Raw genomic sequence first — 20,112 nt, forward strand, 5'->3', positions numbered from 1 at the left:
CGACGGGCGCGCAGGCTCCGGATCCATCGAAGGCATTCCATGCGGCTGCCTCGTCCCATCAACCCGTCGGCGCCCGCGCCGTCCCATCTGCTCCATCGCTCCCATGAAAAAACCGGCTGCCGCCACCCCGACGCCCCCGGCGACACCTCCCGTCGCCGCCCCCGCGGCACCCGCCGCCCGCGGCGGACGCGTCTCCCGCCTGTCGCAGCTGACCGTGCCCTCGATGGCGCAGTCGGTCGCCTCGACGGCCGCCAAGTCGAGCTTCACGCAGGTCGCTTCCACGGCGCTGGTGCCGCCGCCGCCGATGGTGGTCAAGAAGGACCCCAAGCTCGCCAACAACTGGAAGACCAAGGCCGCCCATGAGCTCGAGGACGCCGAGGTCATCGCCATGCCCGACGCGGAGTACATGAACGACAAGCAGATGGCGTTCTTCCGCCTGAAGCTGATCGAGCTCAAGCGCGGCATCCTGGAGAACGCCGGCGAGACCACCGAGCACCTGCGCGAGGACACGGTGGTCGTGCCCGATCCGGCCGACCGCGCCACGATCGAGGAGGAGCACGCGCTCGAGCTGCGCACGCGCGACCGCGAGCGCAAGCTGCTCAAGAAGATCGAGCAGTCGATCCAGCGCATCGACTCGGGCGACTACGGCTACTGCGACGAGACGGGCGAGCCCATCGGCGTGGGCCGGCTGCTGGCGCGTCCGACGGCCACGCTGTCGCTGGAAGCCCAGCAGCGGCGCGAGCTCAAGCAGAAGATGTTCGGCGACTGAAGCCCCGCGCTGCCACCGCGACCTCCCGACGTCCCTGCCGCTCCACCCCCGCCACCGCATGTCCAAGGAAGAACCCGGTCGCCTGCTGTCCAAGATGGCGAAGTTCGTGCGCAATCCGCTCAAGGACTGGGCCGATCTCGACGCGCGCGAGCCCGTGGCGGGAGAGCCCAACTACAGCCGCGAGATGGTCCGGGAGATGATCGAGCGGCGCCAGCGCAACGATTCGGTGCGCCGGCGCGAGTTCGACGCGCTGCGCCGCCTGCGCCAGCGCGGCGGGGTCACCGCCACCGACCTCGACCCGATGTCCTCGCTGTCCGCCGGCACCGCGCCCGGCCGCACCGAGGAGCGCGCCCAGACCCTGCGCAAGATCGACGAGATCGAGGCGCAGATGTCCAGGCACTGGTGGAAGAGCGATCCCAAGGCGGGCGACGGCAGCGATTCGGTGGTGCACCCGGAAGTGCTGGCGGCGCAGCGCGTGCGTGCCTACGCCGACACCACGCCCGGCATCCAGCCCGACCACCAGCCCCCGGCCCTGGCGCCGCAGGCCGCGCCGTCGCGCCTCGCCGGGTCCGCGCCGGGCGTCGCGGCCGGGGTCGCGCCGGAGGCCGACGACCCCGCGTTCGTCGCCTCGCCCATCTACGACGGCGCGCTCGACGAGGCCGCCCTTCGGTTCTCCCGACGCGACGACGCCGGTGCCGAGGCGATCCTGCTGCAGGCCGTGGGCGACGACGGTGCGCTGGCCGACCATGCCGACACCTGGCTCACCCTGCTGGACCTCTATTGCGCCACCGGTGAACCCGGAAAGTTCGAGGCCGCGGCCGCGCGTTACGCGCAGCGCCTGCGGCACAAGGCCCCGCAATGGACCTCGCTGCCGGTGCGCGCGGCCGATGCCGCCCTCGCGCAGACGCTGTCCGACGTGGCCGGCGACGACGTGCCCCCGGCCGACTGGCACAGTCCGCCACGCCTCGGCCGGTCCGACCTGTCCCAGCTCACGCGCGCCCTGTCGGCCGCCGGCGCGTCCTGGACGCTCGACTGGCGCGCGCTCACATCCATCGACGCCGATGCGACCGGGCCGCTGCGGATCCTGCTGTCCCACTGGGCCGATTCGCCGGTCGACCTGCGTTTCCACGGTGCCGGCCGGTTCGATGCGGTGCTCGAGCGGGCCACGCCGCTGGGCGACCGTGAGGTGGCGCAGGCCTGGTGGCACCTGCGGCTGGCCGCCCTGCGCGTGACGCACGCGGTCGATCGCTTCGAGGTGGCCGCGCTGCACTACTGCATCACCTACGAGACGGCCCCGCCCGAATGGGAGGAGCCGCGCGGGCGCTACGCCGCGCTCGAGATGGCGCTCGACCTCGACCTCGACGTCGGTGCGGCGGAGGACGTCGCGATCCCGGCGGCGGGCGGCTTCGGGTCGCCGATGGCCGAGGGTGGCGTCGCGGGGCCCATGCTGGCGGGCGAGGTCGCCGGCGAGTCGCCGGCGGTCTGGGCGCGGCTGGACGCCGAACTGGCGCGCGCGGGCGGCGACAACGCCCGTGGCGGCGCCGTCGTCGCGTGCGACGCATTGATCCGCCTGGACTTCGCGGCCGCCGGTGCCCTGCTCAACTGGGTGGCGACGCACGAGGCGCGCGGCCAGCGCATTCGCCTCGTCGGCGTGCACCGGTTGGTGGCCGCGTTCCTGCGCGTCGTCGGCGTCGCCGAGCACGCCGACATCGCCCTGCGTCAGCCGTAGCGGCGGGAAGGGCGGGGCGTCGACCGCCCGCCCGGCCTTGCATTGCGTCGCGCCATCCCAAATTGGCTGCGATGGAACAATTTCACGGAACCACCATCGTCAGCGTGCGCCGCAAGACCCCCCAGGGCGACCAGGTCGCCATCGGGGGTGACGGTCAGGTCACGCTGGGCAACATCGTCATCAAGGGCACGGCGCGCAAGGTGCGCCGGCTGCACCACGGCAAGGTGCTCGCGGGCTTCGCCGGTGCGACGGCGGACGCCTTCACGCTGTTCGAGCGCTTCGAGGCCAAGCTCGAGAAGCACCAGGGCCAGCTCGCGCGCGCCGCCGTCGAACTGACCAAGGACTGGCGCACCGACCGCGTGCTGCGCCGCCTGGAGGCGATGCTGGCCGTGGCCGACGCCACCACCTCGCTGATCATCACCGGCAACGGCGACGTGCTCGAGCCCGAGGACGGCATCGTCGCCATCGGTTCGGGCGGCGCCTACGCCCAGGCGGCGGCCAAGGCGCTGCTGCTGCACAGCGACCTGACGGCCCAGCAGATCGTCAAGCAGTCGCTGGAGATCGCCGGCGACCTGTGCATCTACACCAACATGAACCACACCGTGGAGACGCTCTGACCATGTCCATGACGCCCCAGGAGATCGTCTCCGAACTCGACCATCACATCGTCGGTCAGCCCGAGGCCAAGCGCGCCGTGGCCATCGCCCTGCGCAACCGCTGGCGCCGCCAGCAGGTCGAGGAGAAGCTGCGCGTGGAGATCACGCCCAAGAACATCCTCATGATCGGCCCGACGGGCGTGGGCAAGACCGAGATCGCGCGCCGGCTCGCACGGCTGGCCGACGCGCCCTTCATCAAGGTCGAGGCGACCAAGTTCACCGAGGTCGGCTACGTCGGCAAGGACGTCGATTCCATCGTCCGCGACCTGGCCGAGATCGCCGTCAAGCAGACGCGCGAGAAGGAGAGCGCCAAGGTCCGCGAGCGTGCGCAGGATGCCGCCGAGGACCGCATCCTGGACGTGCTCCTGCCTCCGGCGCGCCTGGGCGACGGCGGCGCCACGTCGGGTGCCGGTGCCTCGGGCGACGGCAATCCCACCCGGCAGGCGTTTCGCAAGAAGCTGCGCGAGCACCAGCTCGACGACAAGGAGATCGAGCTCGACCTGGCAGAGAACCGGATGCCCCTGGAAATCATGGGGCCGGCGGGCATGGAGGAGATGACCGAGCAGTTGCGCGGCATGTTCGGCCAGATGGGCCAGGCCAAGCGCAAGACCCGCAAGCTCAAGATCGCCGAGGCGATGCGCCTCCTGGTCGACGAGGAGGCGGCCAAGCTGCTCAACGAGGAGGAGATCCGCGCGCAGGCCGTCCACAACGCCGAGCAGAACGGCATCGTGTTCATCGACGAGATCGACAAGGTCGCCACACGTTCGGAAGCCCAGGGCTCGGACGTCTCGCGCCAGGGCGTCCAGCGCGACCTGCTGCCGCTGGTCGAGGGCACCGCCGTGAGCACCAAATACGGCGTGGTGCGCACCGACCACATCCTGTTCATCGCCAGCGGTGCTTTCCACCTGAGCAAGCCGAGCGACCTGATTCCCGAGCTGCAGGGCCGTTTTCCGATCCGTGTCGAACTCCAGTCATTGTCGGTGTCCGATTTCGAGGCCATCCTGATGCAGACGCAAGCCTCGCTGGTCAAGCAGTACCAGGCCCTGCTCGCGACGGAAGGCGTCACGCTCGACTTCACGCCCGAGGGCATCACGCGCCTCGCGGGCATCGCCTTCGAGGTCAACGAACGCACCGAGAACATCGGCGCGCGGCGTCTTTCGACGGTGATGGAACGCCTGCTCGACGAGGTCAGTTTCGACGCCGCGCAGTTGGAAGGCCAGTCGATCACGATCGATGCCGCCTACGTCGATCAGCGACTTGAGGCCTTAAGTAATAACGAAGACTTGTCGCGTTTCATCCTCTGACGCAGCCCCGCGACAGGGGCGGTTCACGCATCACTTTCACTGCAAGAGCTAAGTGCTTCCCCAGCAACGGAAATCGCTTTCGATCCAGGTTTAGAAACGCCGCTAAGTCCTTGATTCCATTATCAAAAAAGCCATCCAACCCGTCTCGTGGCGGGGTGGTTTCCTGATACAGTGGGAAAAAGTGCAGATAAGTGGGAAAAAGTGCCGGATGCCGTCTCGTCGAGGCGCGCGGCCTGTCCTACCAAAAGGGTTTCGTGGTCGTGTTTCAAGGCGCTTCATCGCTGAGTCTGGATGCAAAGGGGCGCCTGTCGGTGCCGACCCGGCATCGCGACGTGCTGAGTGCCACGGCCGGGGGCCAGCTCACGATCACGCGCCATCCTCACGGCTGCCTGATGGTCTTTCCCCGTCCTGCCTGGGAGCAGTTCCGCGAGCGCGTCGCCGCGATGCCCCTGAAGGACCAGTGGCTCAAGCGCCTGTTCGTCGGCAATGCGATGGACGTCGAGATGGACGCCGCGGGCCGCGTCCTGGTGTCGCCCGAACTGCGCGCGGCCGCCCGCATCGAACGCGAGGCGCTGCTGCTGGGCATGGGCAGCCATTTCGAGCTGTGGGACAAGGCGACGCACGACGAGCAGGAAGCCAAGGCCCTGGCCGCCGGGCTGGCCGAGTCCGCCGCCTTCAACGACCTCGCGTTCTGACGCGGCGAAAGAGAATCCGCGTTGGACCAACCCACTGCATGGACCCACACGACCGTCCTCCTCGACGAGGCGGTCGAGGCGCTCGTGGGCGGACGTCCCGCGCAGGCGCTCGAGGGCACGTTCGTGGACGCCACCTTCGGGCGCGGCGGGCACACGCGGCGCCTGCTCGAGCGGCTGGCGCCGGCGGGCCGGCTGATCGCGTTCGACAAGGACGCCGAGGCGGTGGCCGAGGCCGCCCGCATCGAGGACCGGCGTTTCTCGATCCGCCACGAGGGTTTCGCGAACCTCGGGGCGCTGGCGCCGGCCAGCGTGGCCGGACTGCTCCTGGACCTGGGGATCAGTTCGCCGCAGATCGACAACCCCGCGCGGGGTTTTTCTTTTCGTTTCGACGGCCCGCTCGACATGCGCATGGACACGACGCGCGGTGAAAGCGTGGCCGCCTGGCTGGCGACGGCCGAGACACAGCAGATTGCAGAGGTGATTCGTGACTATGGGGAAGAACGGTTTGCTGTTCAGATTGCAAAGGCGATTGATGCTCGCCGACAGGAACGGGGCCCAGTTTCAACCACCGCCGAGCTGGCCGAGCTCGTGGCTGGCACGGTCAAAACCCGCGAGCCGGGCCAGAACCCTGCAACGCGCACATTTCAGGCTCTTCGGATTTTCATCAACGCCGAGCTTGAAGAACTGCAACAGGCGCTCGAGGCCAGTCTGAAGGTGCTGGCGCCGGGTGGCCGCCTGGCGGTGATCAGCTTCCACTCGCTGGAGGACCGCATCGTCAAGCAGTTCATCGCCGGGCACGCCAAGGAGGTGTACGACCGCCGTGCGCCGTTCGCCGTGCCCAAGGCGATGCGGCTGCGGGCCCTGTCGCGCATCCGTCCGTCGCCCGCCGAGGTGGCGGGCAACCCGCGCGCGCGCAGCGCGATCCTGCGCGTGGCCGAACGCACCGGGGAGGCCTGAGGCCATGGTGCGGCTCAACGTCCTGCTGCTCATCGCCGTGCTCGCCTCGGCGCTCTACCTCGTGCACACCGAGTACCGCTCGCGCCTGCTGTTCACCGAACTCGACCGTCTCACCACCGAAGGGCATCGCCTGGAGGTCGACGGCGAACGGCTGCAGGTCGAGAAACAGGCGCAGGCCACGCCGCTGCGCGTCGAGAAACTGGCCAAGGAGCAACTGAAGATGCGCACCACGACGCCCGCCATCACGCAGTACGTGCGCCAGGACGGCACGGTCATCCCGCCGATCCCGCAGGCGGCGCCTGCCGCGCCGGCCGGATCGAAGCCGGGCGCGACCGCCGCGCGGAGGGCCGGCTGATGGCCCGCCGCAGCCCCAGCGTCCAGTACACGACCAGTCCCTTGCTCGCGAGCAAGACGCCGGTCTGGCGCAGCAAGTTCATCGTCGCGGCCATCGCGCTGGGCTTCGCGGTGCTGGCGGGCCGCGCGGCCTACGTGCAGGTCATCGGCAACGACTTCTTCCAGCGCCAGGGCGCGGTGCGCTTCGCCCGCACGCTGGAGATGCCGGCCAGCCGCGGCCGCATCTTCGACCGCAACGGGGCGCTGCTGGCCTCCAGCGTGATCGCGCCGAGCATCTGGGCCATTCCGGAGGACATCGAGCGCGACGACCCGGACGTGAAGGCCAAGCTCCGGCTCGTCGCCAAGCTGCTGGAGATGCCGCAGAAGGACTTCGACAAGAAGCTCCAGGACGAGGACAAGACCTTCGTCTGGATCAAGCGCCAGGTCGATGCGCCGATCGCCAAGCAGATCGCCGACCTCAACATCAAGGGCATCTACCAGCGCAAGGAATACAAGCGCCAGTACCCCAACGGCGAATCCGCCGCGCACGTGGTGGGCTTCACCAACGTCGAGGACCACGGCCAGGAAGGCATCGAGCTGCAGTTCGATCGCGAACTCGCCGGCCGCGCGGGCTCGCGCCGCGTCATCAAGGACCGGCTGGGCCGCGTGGTCGAGGGCGTGGGCGAGACCGTGCCGCCGCTCGACGGCAAGGACATCCAGCTGAGCGTGGACAGCAAGGTCCAGTTCTTCGCCTACCAGAAGCTGCGCGACGCCGTGATCGCGCGCCGGGCCAAGGCCGGCAGCGTGGTGGTGCTCGACGCCGTCACCGGCGAGGTGCTGGCGCTGGCCAACTACCCGAGCTACGTGCCCGACAAGCGCCAGAACCTCACCGGCGAACAGTTGCGCAACCGCGCCCTGACCGACACCTTCGAGCCCGGCTCGACCATGAAGCCCATCACCGTGGCCATGGCGCTGGAGGCCGGCCGCGTCCGGCCCTCGACCCTGATCGACACCGGCCCCGGGCGCTACCAGCTCGGCGGCTTCACCATCAGCGACACGCACAACTACGGCACCCTGAGCGTCGAGGGCGTGATCCAGAAGTCGAGCAACGTCGGCGCGCTGAAGATCGCGCAGAAGATGACGCCGCACGAGATGTGGGACACCTTCACGGCGCTCGGCTACGGCCAGAAGCCGCAGATCCAGTTCCCCGGCGCCGTCACCGGGCGCGTGCGGCCGTGGAAGAACTGGAAGCCGGTCGAGCAGGCGACGATGGCCTACGGCTACGGCCTGTCGGCGTCGCTGTTCCAGATGGCGCATTCGTACACCTCGTTCGCCCACGACGGCCGGCTGATCCCGCTGACCATCCTGCGCAGCCCCGAGCCGGCCGTCGGCGTGCCGGTGTTCTCGCCCGACAACGCGCGCGCGGTGCGCAAGATGCTGCAGATGGCGGCGGCGCCCGGAGGCACCGGCCCGCTCGCGCAGACGGTGGGCTATTCGGTGGGCGGCAAGTCGGGCACGGCCCACAAGCAGGTCGGGCGGGGCTACGCGAGCAACAAGTACCGCGCCTGGTTCACCGGCATGGCGCCGATCGACAAGCCGCGCATCATCGTCGGCGTGATGATCGACGAGCCGAGCGACGGCGTGTACTTCGGCGGCCTGGCCGCCGCGCCGGTCTTCAGCGAGGTCGTGCAGCAGACCCTGCGCGCGATGAACGTGGCGCCCGACCTCGCGGTCAAGCCCCTGGTCGTGACCCAGGGCGTGGACGAGAGCTTCTGATCCCGGACGCCCGCCTCACCATGAAGACCTTCGACACCCCGCACGACGCCGCACGCTGGCTGCAGGACCACGTGCGCGGCGCCCTGCGGGCCGACAGCCGCGCCATCGGTGCGGGCGACGGCTTCGTCGCCTGGCCGGGCGCGGCGACCGACGGGCGTGCCCATGTCGCCGCGGCCCTGGCGCGCGGCGCGGTGGCCTGCCTGGTCGAGCGCGAAGGGATCGAGGCCTTCGAGGACGGCTTCGGCGCCGCTCCCGGCGACGAGCGCATCGCCGCCTACGCGGGGCTCAAGGCCGCGACCGGACCGGTCGCCGCCGCGTTCCATCTGGCGCCTTCCGCCCAGCTCGACGTCATCGCGGTGACCGGCACCAACGGCAAGACCTCGACCGCCTGGTGGCTGGCCCAGGCCCTGTCGGAGGCGCGCGGCATCGACGCCGCGGCGGTGGTGCCCACGCCTTGCGGCGTGATCGGCACGCTGGGCATCGGCGTGCCGCCGGCGCTCGTCCACACCGGCCTCACCACGCCCGACCCGGTCGCGCTGCAGCGCGCCCTGCGCGATTTCGCCGACCGTGGCTTCGGAGCCTGCGCGATCGAGGCGTCCTCCATCGGCATCGCCGAGCGGCGCCTGGACGGCACGCGCATCGCGGTGGCGGTGTTCACCAATTTCACCCAGGACCACCTCGACTACCACGGCAGCATGGACGCCTACTGGCGGGCCAAGGCCGAGCTGTTCCGCTGGCCCGGCCTGCGCGCGGCGGTGGTCAACATCGACGACGTGCACGGCGCGGCGCTGGTGGGCGAGCTGGTCGACCAGGGCACCGGCGCGCTCGACCTCTGGACCGTCTCGGCCGCCGGCGCCCCGGCGCGACTGTCGGCCCACGCGGTGGGCTATGGCGCCCAGGGCCTGGGCTTCGAGGTGCGCGAGAACCCGGTCACCGGCGAACCCTCCTCGGGCCCGGTGCGCCTGGAGACGGCGCTCATCGGCGACTACAACGTCGCCAACCTGCTGGGCGTGATCGGCACGCTGCGCGCGCTCGGCCTGAGTCTGGCGCAGGCCGTGGACGCCTGCCGTGGACTGGACAGCGTGCCCGGGCGCATGGAACGCGTCGAGGCGCCCGGCCGGCCCCTGGCGGTGATCGACTACGCCCACACGCCCGACGCGCTGGACAAGGCGCTCGCCGGCCTGCGGCCGCTGGCGGCGGCGCGTGGCGGTGCGCTGTGGTGCGTCTTCGGCTGCGGCGGCGACCGCGACGCCGTCAAGCGGCCGCTGATGGGCGCCGTCGCCGAGCGCGGCGCCGACCGGGTCGTGCTCACCAGCGACAACCCGCGCAGCGAGAAGCCCGCCGCGATCCTCGGGCAGATCCTGCTCGGCCTGACGCGCCCCGAGGCGGCCCGGGTCGAGTCCGACCGCGCCGCGGCGATCGCCCGCACGCTGGCCGAGGCCGCGCCGCGCGACGTCGTGCTCGTCGCCGGCAAGGGCCACGAGGCCTGGCAGGAGATCGCGGGCGAGCGCATCCCATTTTCCGATCGGGCGCACGCGCTCGAAGCCTTCGCGCGCGGGAGCGCCGCATGAACCAGAGAGAGAGTTTCGTCGTTGAAGAAGAGAGCACATCGATGAGCGCCATGACCACGCTGGGTGGGGCGCTGCAGTGGATTCCGGGCGCGCGGCTCGTCGGCGACGCCGCGACGCCTTTTGCGCGCGTCCATACCGACACGCGCACGCTGGCCGCAGGCGACCTGTTCGTCGCGCTCAAGGGCGAGCGCCATGACGCCAATGCCTTCCTGGCCGATGCGCGCGCGCGCGGCGCCGTCGCGGCGCTGGCCCATGGCGGGCTCGAGGCCGCCGGCCTGAGCGGCCTGGAGGTGCCCGACACGCTGGCCGCGCTCGGCGCCCTGGCCGCCGGCTGGCGCGCGCGATTCACGCTGCCGCTGGTGGCGGTCGCCGGCAGCAACGGCAAGACCACCGTCACCCAGATGATCGCGTCGATCCATCGCGCGGCCTGCGGCGAGTGCGCCTTCGCGACCGAGGGCAACTTCAACAACGAGATCGGCGTGCCGCTGACGCTGCTGCGTCTGCGCGCCGCGCACCGCCTGGGCGTCGTGGAGCTGGGCATGAACCATCCGGGCGAGATCGCGCGGCTGGCCACCATCGCCCGCCCGACCATCGCGCTGGTCAACAACGCGCAGCGCGAGCACCAGGAGTTCATGGCCACGGTCGAGGCCGTGGCGCACGAGAACGGCGCCGTGCTGTCCGCGCTGCCGGCCGACGGCACGGCCGTGTTCCCGCACGACGACGAATTCACGCCGCTGTGGCGCTCGCTGGCGCACGAGGGCGCCACGCGCCGCTGCCTGACCTTCGGCGTCCAGGCCGATGCGGACGTCGCCCTGGAGCACGCCGAGTGGCAGGGCGGCGCCTGGCACGTGCGGGCGCGCACGCCGGTCGGCGCGCTGGCCACCACGCTGCGCATCGCCGGTCATCACAACGTGGTCAACGCACTGGCGGCGGTCGCCTGCGCGCTGGCCTCGGGCGTGTCGCTCGACCCCATCGCGCAGGGACTGGCCGCCTTCGAGCCGGTCAAGGGCCGTTCCCGCGCCAGCGAGATCGGGCGTGCCGACGGCCGCACGCTGACATTGGTGGACGACACCTACAACGCCAATCCCGACTCCGTGCGTGCGGCCATCGACGTGCTGGCCGCGCTGCCGGGCCCGCGCCTGCTGGTGCTGGGCGACATGGGCGAGGTCGGCGACCAGGGCGCGCGCTTCCATGCCGAGGTCGGCGCCTGGGCGCGCGAGCGCGGCGTCGAGACGCTGTTCGCGCTGGGCGACGAATCGGCCGGCAGCGTCGCGGCCTTCGCCGCCGCCGGTGGCATCGACGGCCGGCACTTCGACGCCGTCGAGCCGCTCAACGCCGCCGTGCTGGCGTGCCTCCCGACGACGGCCAGCGTGCTGGTCAAGGGCTCGCGCTTCATGCGGATGGAACGGGTGGCGCAGGCCATCGCCGCCACGGCGCAACCGCGTCCGCAACCGGGAGGCCGGCCATGAGCGATCGTCATGCACCGCGCGCAACCCCATGCTGCTGAGCCTGGCCCAATGGTTGCAGACGCTGTCCCCCGAATTCGGGTTCCTGCGGATCTTCCAGTACCTCACCTTCCGCGCGCTGATGGCCGCGCTGACCTCGCTGCTGCTCGGCCTGGCCGCCGGCCCGTTCGTGATCCGTCGCCTGACGCTGCTCAAGATCGGCCAGCCGGTGCGCGGCTACGGCATGGAGACGCACCTCTCCAAGAGCGGCACGCCCACCATGGGGGGCGTGCTGATCCTCTTCGCCATCGCGTTTTCCACCGTGCTGTGGTTCGACCTGGCCAACCGTTTCGTCTGGATCGTGCTGTGGGTGACGCTGGGCTTCGGGGCGATCGGCTGGGTCGACGACTGGCGCAAGGTCGTGCGCAAGGACCCCGAGGGCATGCGTTCGCGCGAGAAGTACATGTGGCAGTCGCTGGTCGGCCTGGTGGCGGGCTTCTACCTGCTCTTCAGCATCTCCGAGAGTTCCAACTGGCGCGTGCTGGAACTGTTCGCCGACTGGGTGCGCTCGGGCTTCGCGCTGGAGTTCTCGCCCAAGATCAACCTGCTGGTGCCGCTGTTCAAGGAGATCAGCTATCCGCTCGGCGGCATCGGTTTCGTGATCCTGACCTACCTGGTGATCGTGGGCGCCAGCAACGCCGTGAACCTGACCGACGGCCTCGACGGGCTCGCGATCATGCCGGTGGTGATGGTCGGCTCGGCGCTGGGCGTGTTCGCCTATGTCACGGGCAGCTCGGTCTATTCGCGCTACCTGCTGTTCCCGCACATCCCCGGCTCGGGCGAGCTGCTGGTGTTCTGCTCGGCGATGGCCGGCGCCGGACTGGCCTTCCTGTGGTTCAACACGCACCCGGCGCAGGTCTTCATGGGCGACGTGGGCGCGCTGGCCCTGGGCGGCGCGCTGGGCACCATCGCCGTCATCGTGCGCCAGGAGATCGTGTTCTTCGTGATGGGCGGCATCTTCGTGGTCGAGGCGATCTCGGTCATGACGCAGGTGATGTACTTCAAGTACACCAAGAAGCGCTTCGGCCAGGGCCGGCGCATCCTCAAGATGGCACCGCTGCACCATCATTTCGAGAAGAGCGGCTGGCGCGAGACCCAGGTGGTCGTGCGCTTCTGGATCATCACGATGCTGCTGTGCCTCGTGGGCCTTTCCACGCTGAAGCTGCGCTGACGCCATGAAGCACCTCCAAGACCTCCACGTGCTGATCCTGGGCCTGGGCGCTTCCGGCCTGGCGATGGCGCGCTGGTGCGCGCGCCACGGCGCGCGCGTGAGCGTGGCCGACACGCGCGCGACACCGCCTCAGCTCGCGGCCCTGCGCCGCGACGCGCCGGACGCGGCCTTCGTCGGCGGAGCGTTCTCCGCCGCCCTGGTCGAGGGCACGCCGGTGCGCGCGGTCTACCGCTCGCCGGGCCTCGCGCCCGCGGACATCGCGCCGGTCGTGGACGCGGCGCGCGCCATCGGCCTGCCGGTGGGTGGCGAACTCGACCTGTTCGCCCAGGCGCTGCAGGACCTGCGCGAGGTCGACGACCCGGCCGCCGGTGCGGAAGACGGCGCCGGCGCTCCGGCCGCCGTCCACGCTCCCGATCCCGATGGGGAGCCGGACATCGAGCCCCGCACCGAGACCGGCCCGGCCGCCGCGCCCGGCTCCGCGCCCGCGAGCCCGCCCGGTCCCGAGGTCGCGCCCGGCTCGGTGCCCGATCCCGCGCCTTCGGCCGCGCCCGGCGCGACCGCGCCGCCCGGTGCCGACGATCCACCGTCCGCCGTGGGGACGTCGTCGGTGACGGCGCCCGCGCCGGACCGCGAGGCCGCCGCGTCGCCGCATTCCGCCGCGCGCGAAGCCGCCGCCTTCGTCGCCCGCATCGCCGAACGCTCGATGGCCGCGCCGGCCGCCGAGGACGAGGCGCCGATGGCGGCCGTCGTGCCCGACGCCACGCCGGTGCCCGCCGGCTATCGCCCGGTGGTGCTGGCCATCACCGGCACCAACGGCAAGACCACCGTCACCTCGCTCACCGGCCAGCTCGTCGAGCGCGCCGGCCGCAGCGTGGCGGTGGCCGGCAACATCGGCCCGACGCTGCTCGACACGCTCGCCGGCCACCTCGACGCCGGCACGCTGCCCGAGGTCTGGGTGCTGGAGCTCTCCAGCTTCCAGCTCGACGGCGTGCAGGGCTTCGAGCCGACCGCCGCCACGGTGCTCAACCTCAGCCAGGACCACCTCGACTGGCACGGCGACATGGCGGCCTACGCGGCCGCCAAGGCGCGCGTCTTCGGCGACCAGGGCCTGATGGTGCTCAACCGCGACGATCCGGCCGTGATGGCCATGCTGCCCGCGCCCCTGCGCGTGCGTCTGCAGCGCCCCCGGCTGCGCGCCCACGTCACCTTCGGTGCCGGCCTGCCGCGTCGTCCCGGTGACTACGGCATCGAGCACGTCAACGGCATGGCCTGGCTGGTGCGCGCGCTGGAGGCCGACGAGACGCTGAAGCGCCGTCGCGGTGCCGTCGCCGGCGAGGAGGAGATCATCCTGCAGCGCCTGATGCCGGCCGACGCGCTGCGCATCCGTGGCCAGCACAACGCGCAGAACGCCTTGGCGGCGCTGGCCCTGGCCGGCGCGGCCGGTTGCGCGCTGGCCCCGATGCTCTATGGCCTGCGCGAGTACCGGGGCGAGCCCCATCGCGTCGAGCCCATCGCCATCGTCGACGAAGTCGAGTACTTCGACGACAGCAAGGGCACCAACGTGGGCGCCACCGTCGCCGCGCTGGGTGGACTGGGCGCCGAGCGCCGCGTCGTCGCCATCCTCGGCGGCGAGGGCAAGGGGCAGGATTTCGCGCCGCTGGCCGCGCCGGTCGAGCGTTTCGCGCGCGCGGTGGTGCTGATCGGACGCGACGCGCCGCTGATCGAGCGCGCGCTGGCCGCCACGGGCGTCGCGCTGCTGCGCGCCGCCTCGATGGACGAGGCCGTGACGCTGGCTGCGGGCCGGGCCCGGCCGGGCGACGCCGTGCTGCTGTCGCCGGCCTGCGCCAGCTTCGACATGTTCAGGGACTACGCCCACCGCGCCGCCGTCTTCGTGGCGGCGGTGGAGGCACTGGCCGACGGGTCGGCGACGGCGTCGCTGGACGCGGACACCGAGGAGAACCATTCATGAGCCGCAACGCCGCCACGGCCGATCCCTCCGCCGACGCGCCCGATGCGTCCGATGCGCCCGCCGGCCGCCTGCGCCGCTGGTTCGGCCGTGCCGCCAAGTCGGGCATTGACGCGTTGCCGATGCACCTGCCGGTGCGCCTGGGCGGCGCCGACGTGGCGCAGACCAAGGCCGCGCCGGTGCGCGTGCTGGGCTTCGACCAGGCGCTGGTGTGGGTCACCTTCGCGCTCATGGCCTGGGGGCTGGTGATGGTGTATTCGGCCTCCATCGCCATGGCGGACAACCCGCGCTTCGCCCGCGCGGGCAACGGCCCGACCTTCTACCTGGTGCGCCACGGCCTGTTCATCGCGATCGCCTTCGTCACGGCGCTGCTGGCGTTCCAGATCCCGATGAAGACCTGGGAGCGCGTCGCGCCGTGGCTGTTCGTGCTGTCGATCCTGCTGCTGGTGGCGGTGCTGGTGCCGCACGTGGGCCGCGTGGTCAACGGCGCGCGGCGCTGGCTTCCGCTGGGGATCATGAACTTCCAGCCCTCCGAACTGGCCAAGCTGGCCATGGTGCTCTACGCGTCGAGCTACATGGTGCGCAAGATGGAGATCAAGGAGCATTTCTTCCGGGCGGTCTGGCCGATGGGCGCGGCGGTGGTGATCATCGGCATGCTGCTGCTGGCCGAACCGGACATGGGCGCGTTCATGGTCATCGCGGTGATCGCCATGGGCATCCTGTTCCTGGGCGGCGTCAACGCGCGCATGTTCTTCGTCATCGCCGCGCTGATGCTGGTGGCCTTCGGTGTCATGGTGATGACCAGCGAATGGCGGCGCCAGCGGCTGTTCGCCTACCTCGATCCGTTCAGCGAGGCGCACGCGCTGGGCAAGGGCTACCAGCTGTCGCACTCGCTCATCGCCATCGGGCGCGGCGAGGTCTTCGGCGTCGGCCTGGGCGGCAGCGTCGAGAAGCTGCACTGGCTGCCCGAGGCCCACACCGACTTCCTGCTGGCCGTGCTGGGTGAGGAATTCGGCCTGGTCGGCGTGCTGCTGGTGCTGGGCATGTTCCTGTGGCTCACGCGCCGCGTGATGCACATCGGCCGTCAGGCGATCTCGCTGGACCGCGTGTTCTCCGGCCTGGTGGCGCAGGGCATCGGCATCTGGATCGGCTTCCAGTCGTTCATCAACATGGGTGTGAACCTGGGCGCGCTGCCCACCAAGGGCCTGGGCCTGCCGCTCATGAGCTTCGGCGGCTCGGCCATCCTGATGAACCTGGTGGCGCTGGCCGTGGTGCTGCGCATCGACTACGAGAACCGCGTGCTGATGCGCGGTGGCCGCCTGTGACCCGCACGGCGCTCGTCATGGCCGGCGGCACCGGCGGCCACATCTTCCCGGGCCTCGCCGTGGCCGAGGCCTTGCGCGAGCGCGGCTGGCGCGTGCACTGGCTGGGCGCGCCGGGCGGCATGGAGCAGCAGCTGGTGCCCCCGCGCGGTTTCGCTTTCGAGCCCGTGCGGTTCGGCGGCCTGCGCGGCAAGGGCGCGCTGACGCTGGCGCTGCTGCCGGTGCGCCTGCTGCGCGCCTTCTGGCAGAGCGTGGGCGTGCTGCGCCGCGTGAGGCCCGACGTGGTGGTCGGCCTGGGCGGCTACATCACCTTTCCGGGCGGGCTGATGAGCGCGCTCGTGGGCCGTCCGCTGGTGCTGCACGAGCAGAACTCGGTCGCCGGCCTGGCCAACCGGGTGCTGGCGGTGGTCGCCCACCGGGTCTTCACCGCCTTCCCGGACGTCATCCAGGGCGCCGAGTGGATCGGCAACCCGCTGCGCGCCGCCTTCGTCGACAAGCCCGAGCCGGCCGCGCGCTTCGCCGGGCGCACCGGTCCGCTGAAGCTGCTGGTGGTCGGTGGCAGCCTGGGCGCGCAAGCGCTCAACGCCATCGTGCCGCAGGCGCTCGCGCGCATCGCGCCGGAGGCCCGCCCGAGCGTGATTCACCAGAGCGGCGCGAAACAGATCGACGAGCTGCGTGCCAACTACGCCGCCGCCGGTGTCGCGGCCGAGCTCACCCCCTTCATCGAGGACACCGCCGCCGCCTATGCCGACGCCGACCTGATCGTCGCGCGCGCGGGCGCCAGCACCGTCACCGAGATCGCGGCCGTCGGCGCCGCAGCGCTGTTCGTGCCTTTCCCGTCGGCGGTGGACGACCACCAGACCACCAACGCGCGCTTCCTCGTCGAGGCGGGCGGTGGCTGGCTGGTCGCCCAGCCCGACCTCACCCCCGAACGCCTGGCCGATTTGCTACAGACAACCGAACGCTCCACGCTGGTGGACAAGGCGCAGCGCGCCCGCACGATGAAGAAGACCGAAGCGGTCGACCGGATGGTCCGCGCCTGCGAGGAGCTCGCCGACCGGCGCGCCGCCCGCCGCGCCGCACGTGAGGGACGCGCCTCGTGAAGCACGCCATCCGTCACATCCATTTCGTCGGCATCGGCGGCGCCGGCATGAGCGGCATCGCCGAGGTGCTGCTCAACCTCGACTACCGTGTCTCCGGCTCCGACCTGTCCGACAGCGCCACGCTCAGGCGCCTGGCCGGGCTGGGCATCGCGACCCACGTGGGCCACGACGCGTCGAACATCGAGGGCGCGGACGCGGTGGTCACCTCCACCGCGGTGCAGGCCACCAATCCCGAGGTGATCGCCGCGCGCGAGAAGCGCATCCCGGTGGTGCCGCGCGCCATGATGCTGGCCGAGCTGATGCGCCTGAAGCAGGGCATCGCCATCGCCGGCACCCACGGCAAGACCACCACCACCAGCCTGGTGGCCAGCGTGCTGGCCGCCGCCGGGCTCGACCCGACCTTCGTCATCGGCGGACGCCTCAACAGCGCCGGGGCCAACGCGCAGCTGGGCGGCGGCGACTACATCGTGGTCGAGGCCGACGAGTCCGACGCCTCGTTCCTGAACCTGCTGCCGGTGATGGCGGTAGTCACGAACATCGACGCCGACCACATGGAGACCTACGGGCACGACTTCGGCAACCTGAAGAAGGCCTTCGTCGATTTCCTGCACCGCATGCCGTTCTACGGCGTGGCGATCCTGTGCACCGACGACGCGGCGGTGCGCGAGATCGTTCCCCAGGTCACGTGTCCGGTCACCAGCTACGGCTTCAACGAGGACGCCCAGGTGCGCGCGGTGGACGTGCGCGCGGTCGGCGCGCAGATGCACTTCACGGCCCAGCGCCGCAACGGCGTGACGCTGCCCGACCTGGACGTGGTGCTCAACCTCGCCGGCGAGCACAACGTGCTCAACGCGCTGTCGGTGATCGCGGTGGCGGTCGAGCTCAACGTGCCCGACGCGGCGGTGCTTCAGGGCCTGGCCGAGTTCAAGGGCGTCGGTCGCCGCTTCCAGAGCTATGGCGACGTGCCGATCGCGAACGCGGGCGACTTCGGCGATTTCACCCTCATCGAGGACTACGGCCACCACCCGGTGGAGATGGCCGCGACCATCGCCGCGGCGCGCGGCGCCTTCCCCGGGCGCCGGTTGATGCTGGCGTTCCAGCCGCACCGCTACACCCGCACGCGCGACTGCTTCGAGGACTTCGTCAAGGTGCTGGGCACGGCCGACGCCGTGCTGCTCGGGGAGGTCTATGCCGCGGGCGAGGCGCCCATCGTGGCGGCCGACGGCCGCGCCCTGACGCGCGCCTTGCGCGTGGCCGGCAAGGTCGAGCCGGTGTTCGTCGACGAGATCGGCGCGATGGCGCAGGCGGTGCTGGACAACGCACGCGCCGGCGACGTCGTGGTGTGCATGGGCGCCGGCTCCATCGGCACCGTGCCGGGCCGCGTGGTCGAGCTCGGCGGCACGGCGCCACCTCCGGCTTCGGGCCAGTTCACGCGGGAAGGACGCGTCCTGTGACGACGACGAACACCACCATCGACGCCCCGGTCGCGCCGGTGATCGACATCGTCGCGCTCGGCAAGGTCGCCGTCCTCCAGGGCGGCACCTCGGCCGAGCGGCCGATCTCCCTGCTGTCGGGCGCCGGCGTGCTGGAGGCGCTGCGCTCGCGCGGCGTCGACGCGCACGCCTTCGATCCCGCCGAGCGCGACCTCGCCGAACTGCGGCGCGAGGGCTTCGCGCGCTGCTTCATCGCACTGCACGGCCGCCATGGCGAGGACGGCACGGTCCAGGGCGCGCTGGAACTCCTGGGCATTCCCTACACCGGCTCGGGCGTGATGGCCTCCAGCGTGGCGCTCGACAAGGTCATGACCAAGCGCATCTGGCTGGCCGACGGCCTGCCCACGCCGCGCTACGTGCGCCTGGCCGCCGACCTGCAGGGGCCCGAGCAGGTTCGCGCGGTGCCCGAGGTGCTGGGCCTGCCGCTGATCGTCAAGCCGCCGCGCGAGGGTTCGTCGATCGGCGTGACCAAGGTGAGTGGCCACGCGCAGATGCAGGACGCGGTGACCCTGGCGGCCCGGTACGACGCCGACGTGCTGTGCGAGGAGTTCGTCGAGGGGGAGGAAGTGACCTGCGCGGTGCTGGGGGCCGGCGCCGCGGCCCGGGCGCTGCCGGTGGTGCGCATCGCGGCGCCCGAGGGCGCCTACGACTACCAGAACAAGTACTTCACCGACGACGTGAAGTACCACTGCCCGAGCGGACTGCCCGAAGCCGAGGAGGCGGAGATCCGCCGCATCACGCTCGCGGCTTTCCGCACGCTCGGCTGCCGCGGCTGGGGCCGTGCCGACGTGATGATCCGCGCGAGCGACCGCAAACCCTTCCTGCTGGAGATGAACACCTCTCCGGGCATGACCACCCACTCGCTGGTTCCGATGTCCGCGCGCGCCGCGGGCATCGGCTACGAGGACCTCTGCCTGCGCGTGCTCGCCGCGGCGGCGCTCGACTCGGCGGGCGCGCACTGACCATGGCCACCACCGCACCCACCCCCTTCGACATCCGGCTGATGAACTTCACCGCGACGCTGGTGTTCGTGCTGTTCGCGCTGACGCTGGTCGGGGCGGGCGCCTGGTGGGTGCTGCGCCAGCCCTTCTTCCCGATCGCCGCGCTCAAGGTCGATGGCGAGGTCACGCACAACAGCGCCGTCACGCTGCGCGCCAACGTCGCGCCGCAGCTCGCGGGCAACTTCTTCACCGTCGACCTGGCGCGCGCGCGCGCGGCCTTCGAGTCCGTGCCCTGGGTGCGCCAGGCGGTGGTGCGGCGAGAATTTCCGAACAAGCTTCGCGCCACGCTGACCGAGCACGTGCCGGTCGCGCACTGGGGCGAGGAGGCCGGCTCCCGCCTGGTCAACGGCTACGGCGAGATCTTCGAGGCCAACGTGGGCGAGGTCGACGACCACAAGCTGCCGCGCCTGGACGGCCCGCCCGAGCAGGCCGGACAGGTCCTGGGCATGTACCGCATGCTGGTGCCGCTGTTCGCGCCCTACGAGATCGGCATCGAGGAACTCGGCCTGTCGAGCCGTGGCAGCTGGCACGTGCTGCTCGATACCGGGGCCATGATCGAGCTCGGGCGCGGGCGCAGCGAGGAGGTCGCCGCGCGCACCGAGCGCTTCCTGCGCACGGTGGCGCAGGTGGCGGCCCAGTACGGCCGCACGGTGGCGTCGATCGAGGGCGCCGACCTGCGCCACCACGAGGGTTACGCGCTGCGCATGCGCGGCGTCACCACCGTCGCGAGCGAGCCCCCCAAGAAAAAATAAGCGAACAGC

17 protein-coding genes are annotated in these 20,112 nt (G+C 71.3%); all 17 read left to right on the forward strand.

All coding sequences use genetic code 11. From position 1 onward, the window contains the following. Positions 1-103 precede the first annotated feature (103 nt). The 17 genes from dksA (at position 104) to NF681_05425 (ending at position 20,103) form a co-directional block, all read left to right on the forward strand. A complete protein-coding gene (gene dksA, locus NF681_05345) occupies positions 104-769 on the forward strand; it encodes an RNA polymerase-binding protein DksA (GenBank protein ID UST54624.1) in 666 nt (221 codons plus the stop codon). A 58-nt stretch (positions 770-827) separates the two neighbouring features. Beyond that, positions 828-2,498, forward strand: a complete 1,671-nt coding sequence (locus NF681_05350; protein ID UST54625.1) for an STAS domain-containing protein — start codon at positions 828-830, stop codon at positions 2,496-2,498. Positions 2,499-2,569: 71 nt separating this feature from the next. Next, positions 2,570-3,115: an ATP-dependent protease subunit HslV gene (gene hslV / locus NF681_05355; protein ID UST54626.1), complete on the forward strand. Its 546-nt coding sequence runs from the start codon at positions 2,570-2,572 to the stop codon at positions 3,113-3,115. A gap of 2 nt (positions 3,116-3,117) precedes the next feature. After that, entirely contained in the window at positions 3,118-4,458 is a 1,341-nt protein-coding gene (hslU, locus tag NF681_05360; protein UST54627.1) for an ATP-dependent protease ATPase subunit HslU, read from the forward strand. Positions 4,459-4,718: 260 nt separating this feature from the next. Then, on the forward strand, positions 4,719-5,153 hold the full coding sequence (mraZ, locus tag NF681_05365; protein ID UST55677.1) for a division/cell wall cluster transcriptional repressor MraZ: 435 nt from the start codon (positions 4,719-4,721) through the stop codon (positions 5,151-5,153). Positions 5,154-5,174: 21 nt separating this feature from the next. Continuing rightward, positions 5,175-6,110 carry a 16S rRNA (cytosine(1402)-N(4))-methyltransferase RsmH gene (gene rsmH / locus NF681_05370; GenBank protein UST54628.1) on the forward strand — a complete coding sequence of 312 codons (936 nt, stop codon included), beginning with the start codon at positions 5,175-5,177 and terminating at the stop codon, positions 6,108-6,110. A gap of 4 nt (positions 6,111-6,114) precedes the next feature. Then, positions 6,115-6,465: a cell division protein FtsL gene (gene ftsL / locus NF681_05375; GenBank protein UST54629.1), complete on the forward strand. Its 351-nt coding sequence runs from the start codon at positions 6,115-6,117 to the stop codon at positions 6,463-6,465. After that, positions 6,465-8,219, forward strand: a complete 1,755-nt coding sequence (locus tag NF681_05380; protein ID UST54630.1) for a penicillin-binding protein 2 — start codon at positions 6,465-6,467, stop codon at positions 8,217-8,219. Before ftsL ends, NF681_05380 begins: the two co-directional genes overlap by 1 nt. A 20-nt stretch (positions 8,220-8,239) precedes the next feature. Further along, on the forward strand, positions 8,240-9,790 hold the full coding sequence (locus NF681_05385; GenBank protein ID UST54631.1) for a UDP-N-acetylmuramoyl-L-alanyl-D-glutamate--2,6-diaminopimelate ligase: 1,551 nt from the start codon (positions 8,240-8,242) through the stop codon (positions 9,788-9,790). 41 nt (positions 9,791-9,831) lie between these two features. Further along, complete coding sequence (murF, locus tag NF681_05390; protein ID UST54632.1) at positions 9,832-11,259, forward strand: UDP-N-acetylmuramoyl-tripeptide--D-alanyl-D-alanine ligase; 1,428 nt, start codon at positions 9,832-9,834, stop codon at positions 11,257-11,259. 28 nt (positions 11,260-11,287) lie between these two features. Continuing rightward, positions 11,288-12,466 carry a phospho-N-acetylmuramoyl-pentapeptide-transferase gene (gene mraY, locus NF681_05395; protein UST54633.1) on the forward strand — a complete coding sequence of 393 codons (1,179 nt, stop codon included), beginning with the start codon at positions 11,288-11,290 and terminating at the stop codon, positions 12,464-12,466. A 4-nt stretch (positions 12,467-12,470) separates the two neighbouring features. Beyond that, on the forward strand, positions 12,471-14,435 hold the full coding sequence (gene murD, locus NF681_05400) for a UDP-N-acetylmuramoyl-L-alanine--D-glutamate ligase (protein UST54634.1): 1,965 nt from the start codon (positions 12,471-12,473) through the stop codon (positions 14,433-14,435). Further along, positions 14,432-15,757, forward strand: a complete 1,326-nt coding sequence (gene ftsW / locus NF681_05405; protein ID UST54635.1) for a putative lipid II flippase FtsW — start codon at positions 14,432-14,434, stop codon at positions 15,755-15,757. The genes murD and ftsW overlap by 4 nt, the downstream gene beginning before the upstream one ends. Positions 15,758-15,774: 17 nt before the next feature. After that, positions 15,775-16,857 (forward strand): undecaprenyldiphospho-muramoylpentapeptide beta-N-acetylglucosaminyltransferase, encoded by a 1,083-nt coding sequence (gene murG, locus NF681_05410; protein ID UST55678.1) that lies wholly within the window; start codon positions 15,775-15,777, stop codon positions 16,855-16,857. Further along, positions 16,854-18,311, forward strand: a complete 1,458-nt coding sequence (gene murC, locus NF681_05415) for a UDP-N-acetylmuramate--L-alanine ligase (protein UST54636.1) — start codon at positions 16,854-16,856, stop codon at positions 18,309-18,311. Before murG ends, murC begins: the two co-directional genes overlap by 4 nt. Before the next feature lie 41 nt (positions 18,312-18,352). Beyond that, positions 18,353-19,312, forward strand: a complete 960-nt coding sequence (locus NF681_05420) for a D-alanine--D-alanine ligase (GenBank protein UST55679.1) — start codon at positions 18,353-18,355, stop codon at positions 19,310-19,312. Between the two features lie 2 nt (positions 19,313-19,314). After that, on the forward strand, positions 19,315-20,103 hold the full coding sequence (locus NF681_05425; GenBank protein UST54637.1) for a cell division protein FtsQ/DivIB: 789 nt from the start codon (positions 19,315-19,317) through the stop codon (positions 20,101-20,103). Positions 20,104-20,112 lie beyond the last annotated feature (9 nt).

The organism is Comamonadaceae bacterium OTU4NAUVB1, from assembly GCA_024372625.1.
Classification (GTDB): domain Bacteria; phylum Pseudomonadota; class Gammaproteobacteria; order Burkholderiales; family Burkholderiaceae_C; genus Variovorax.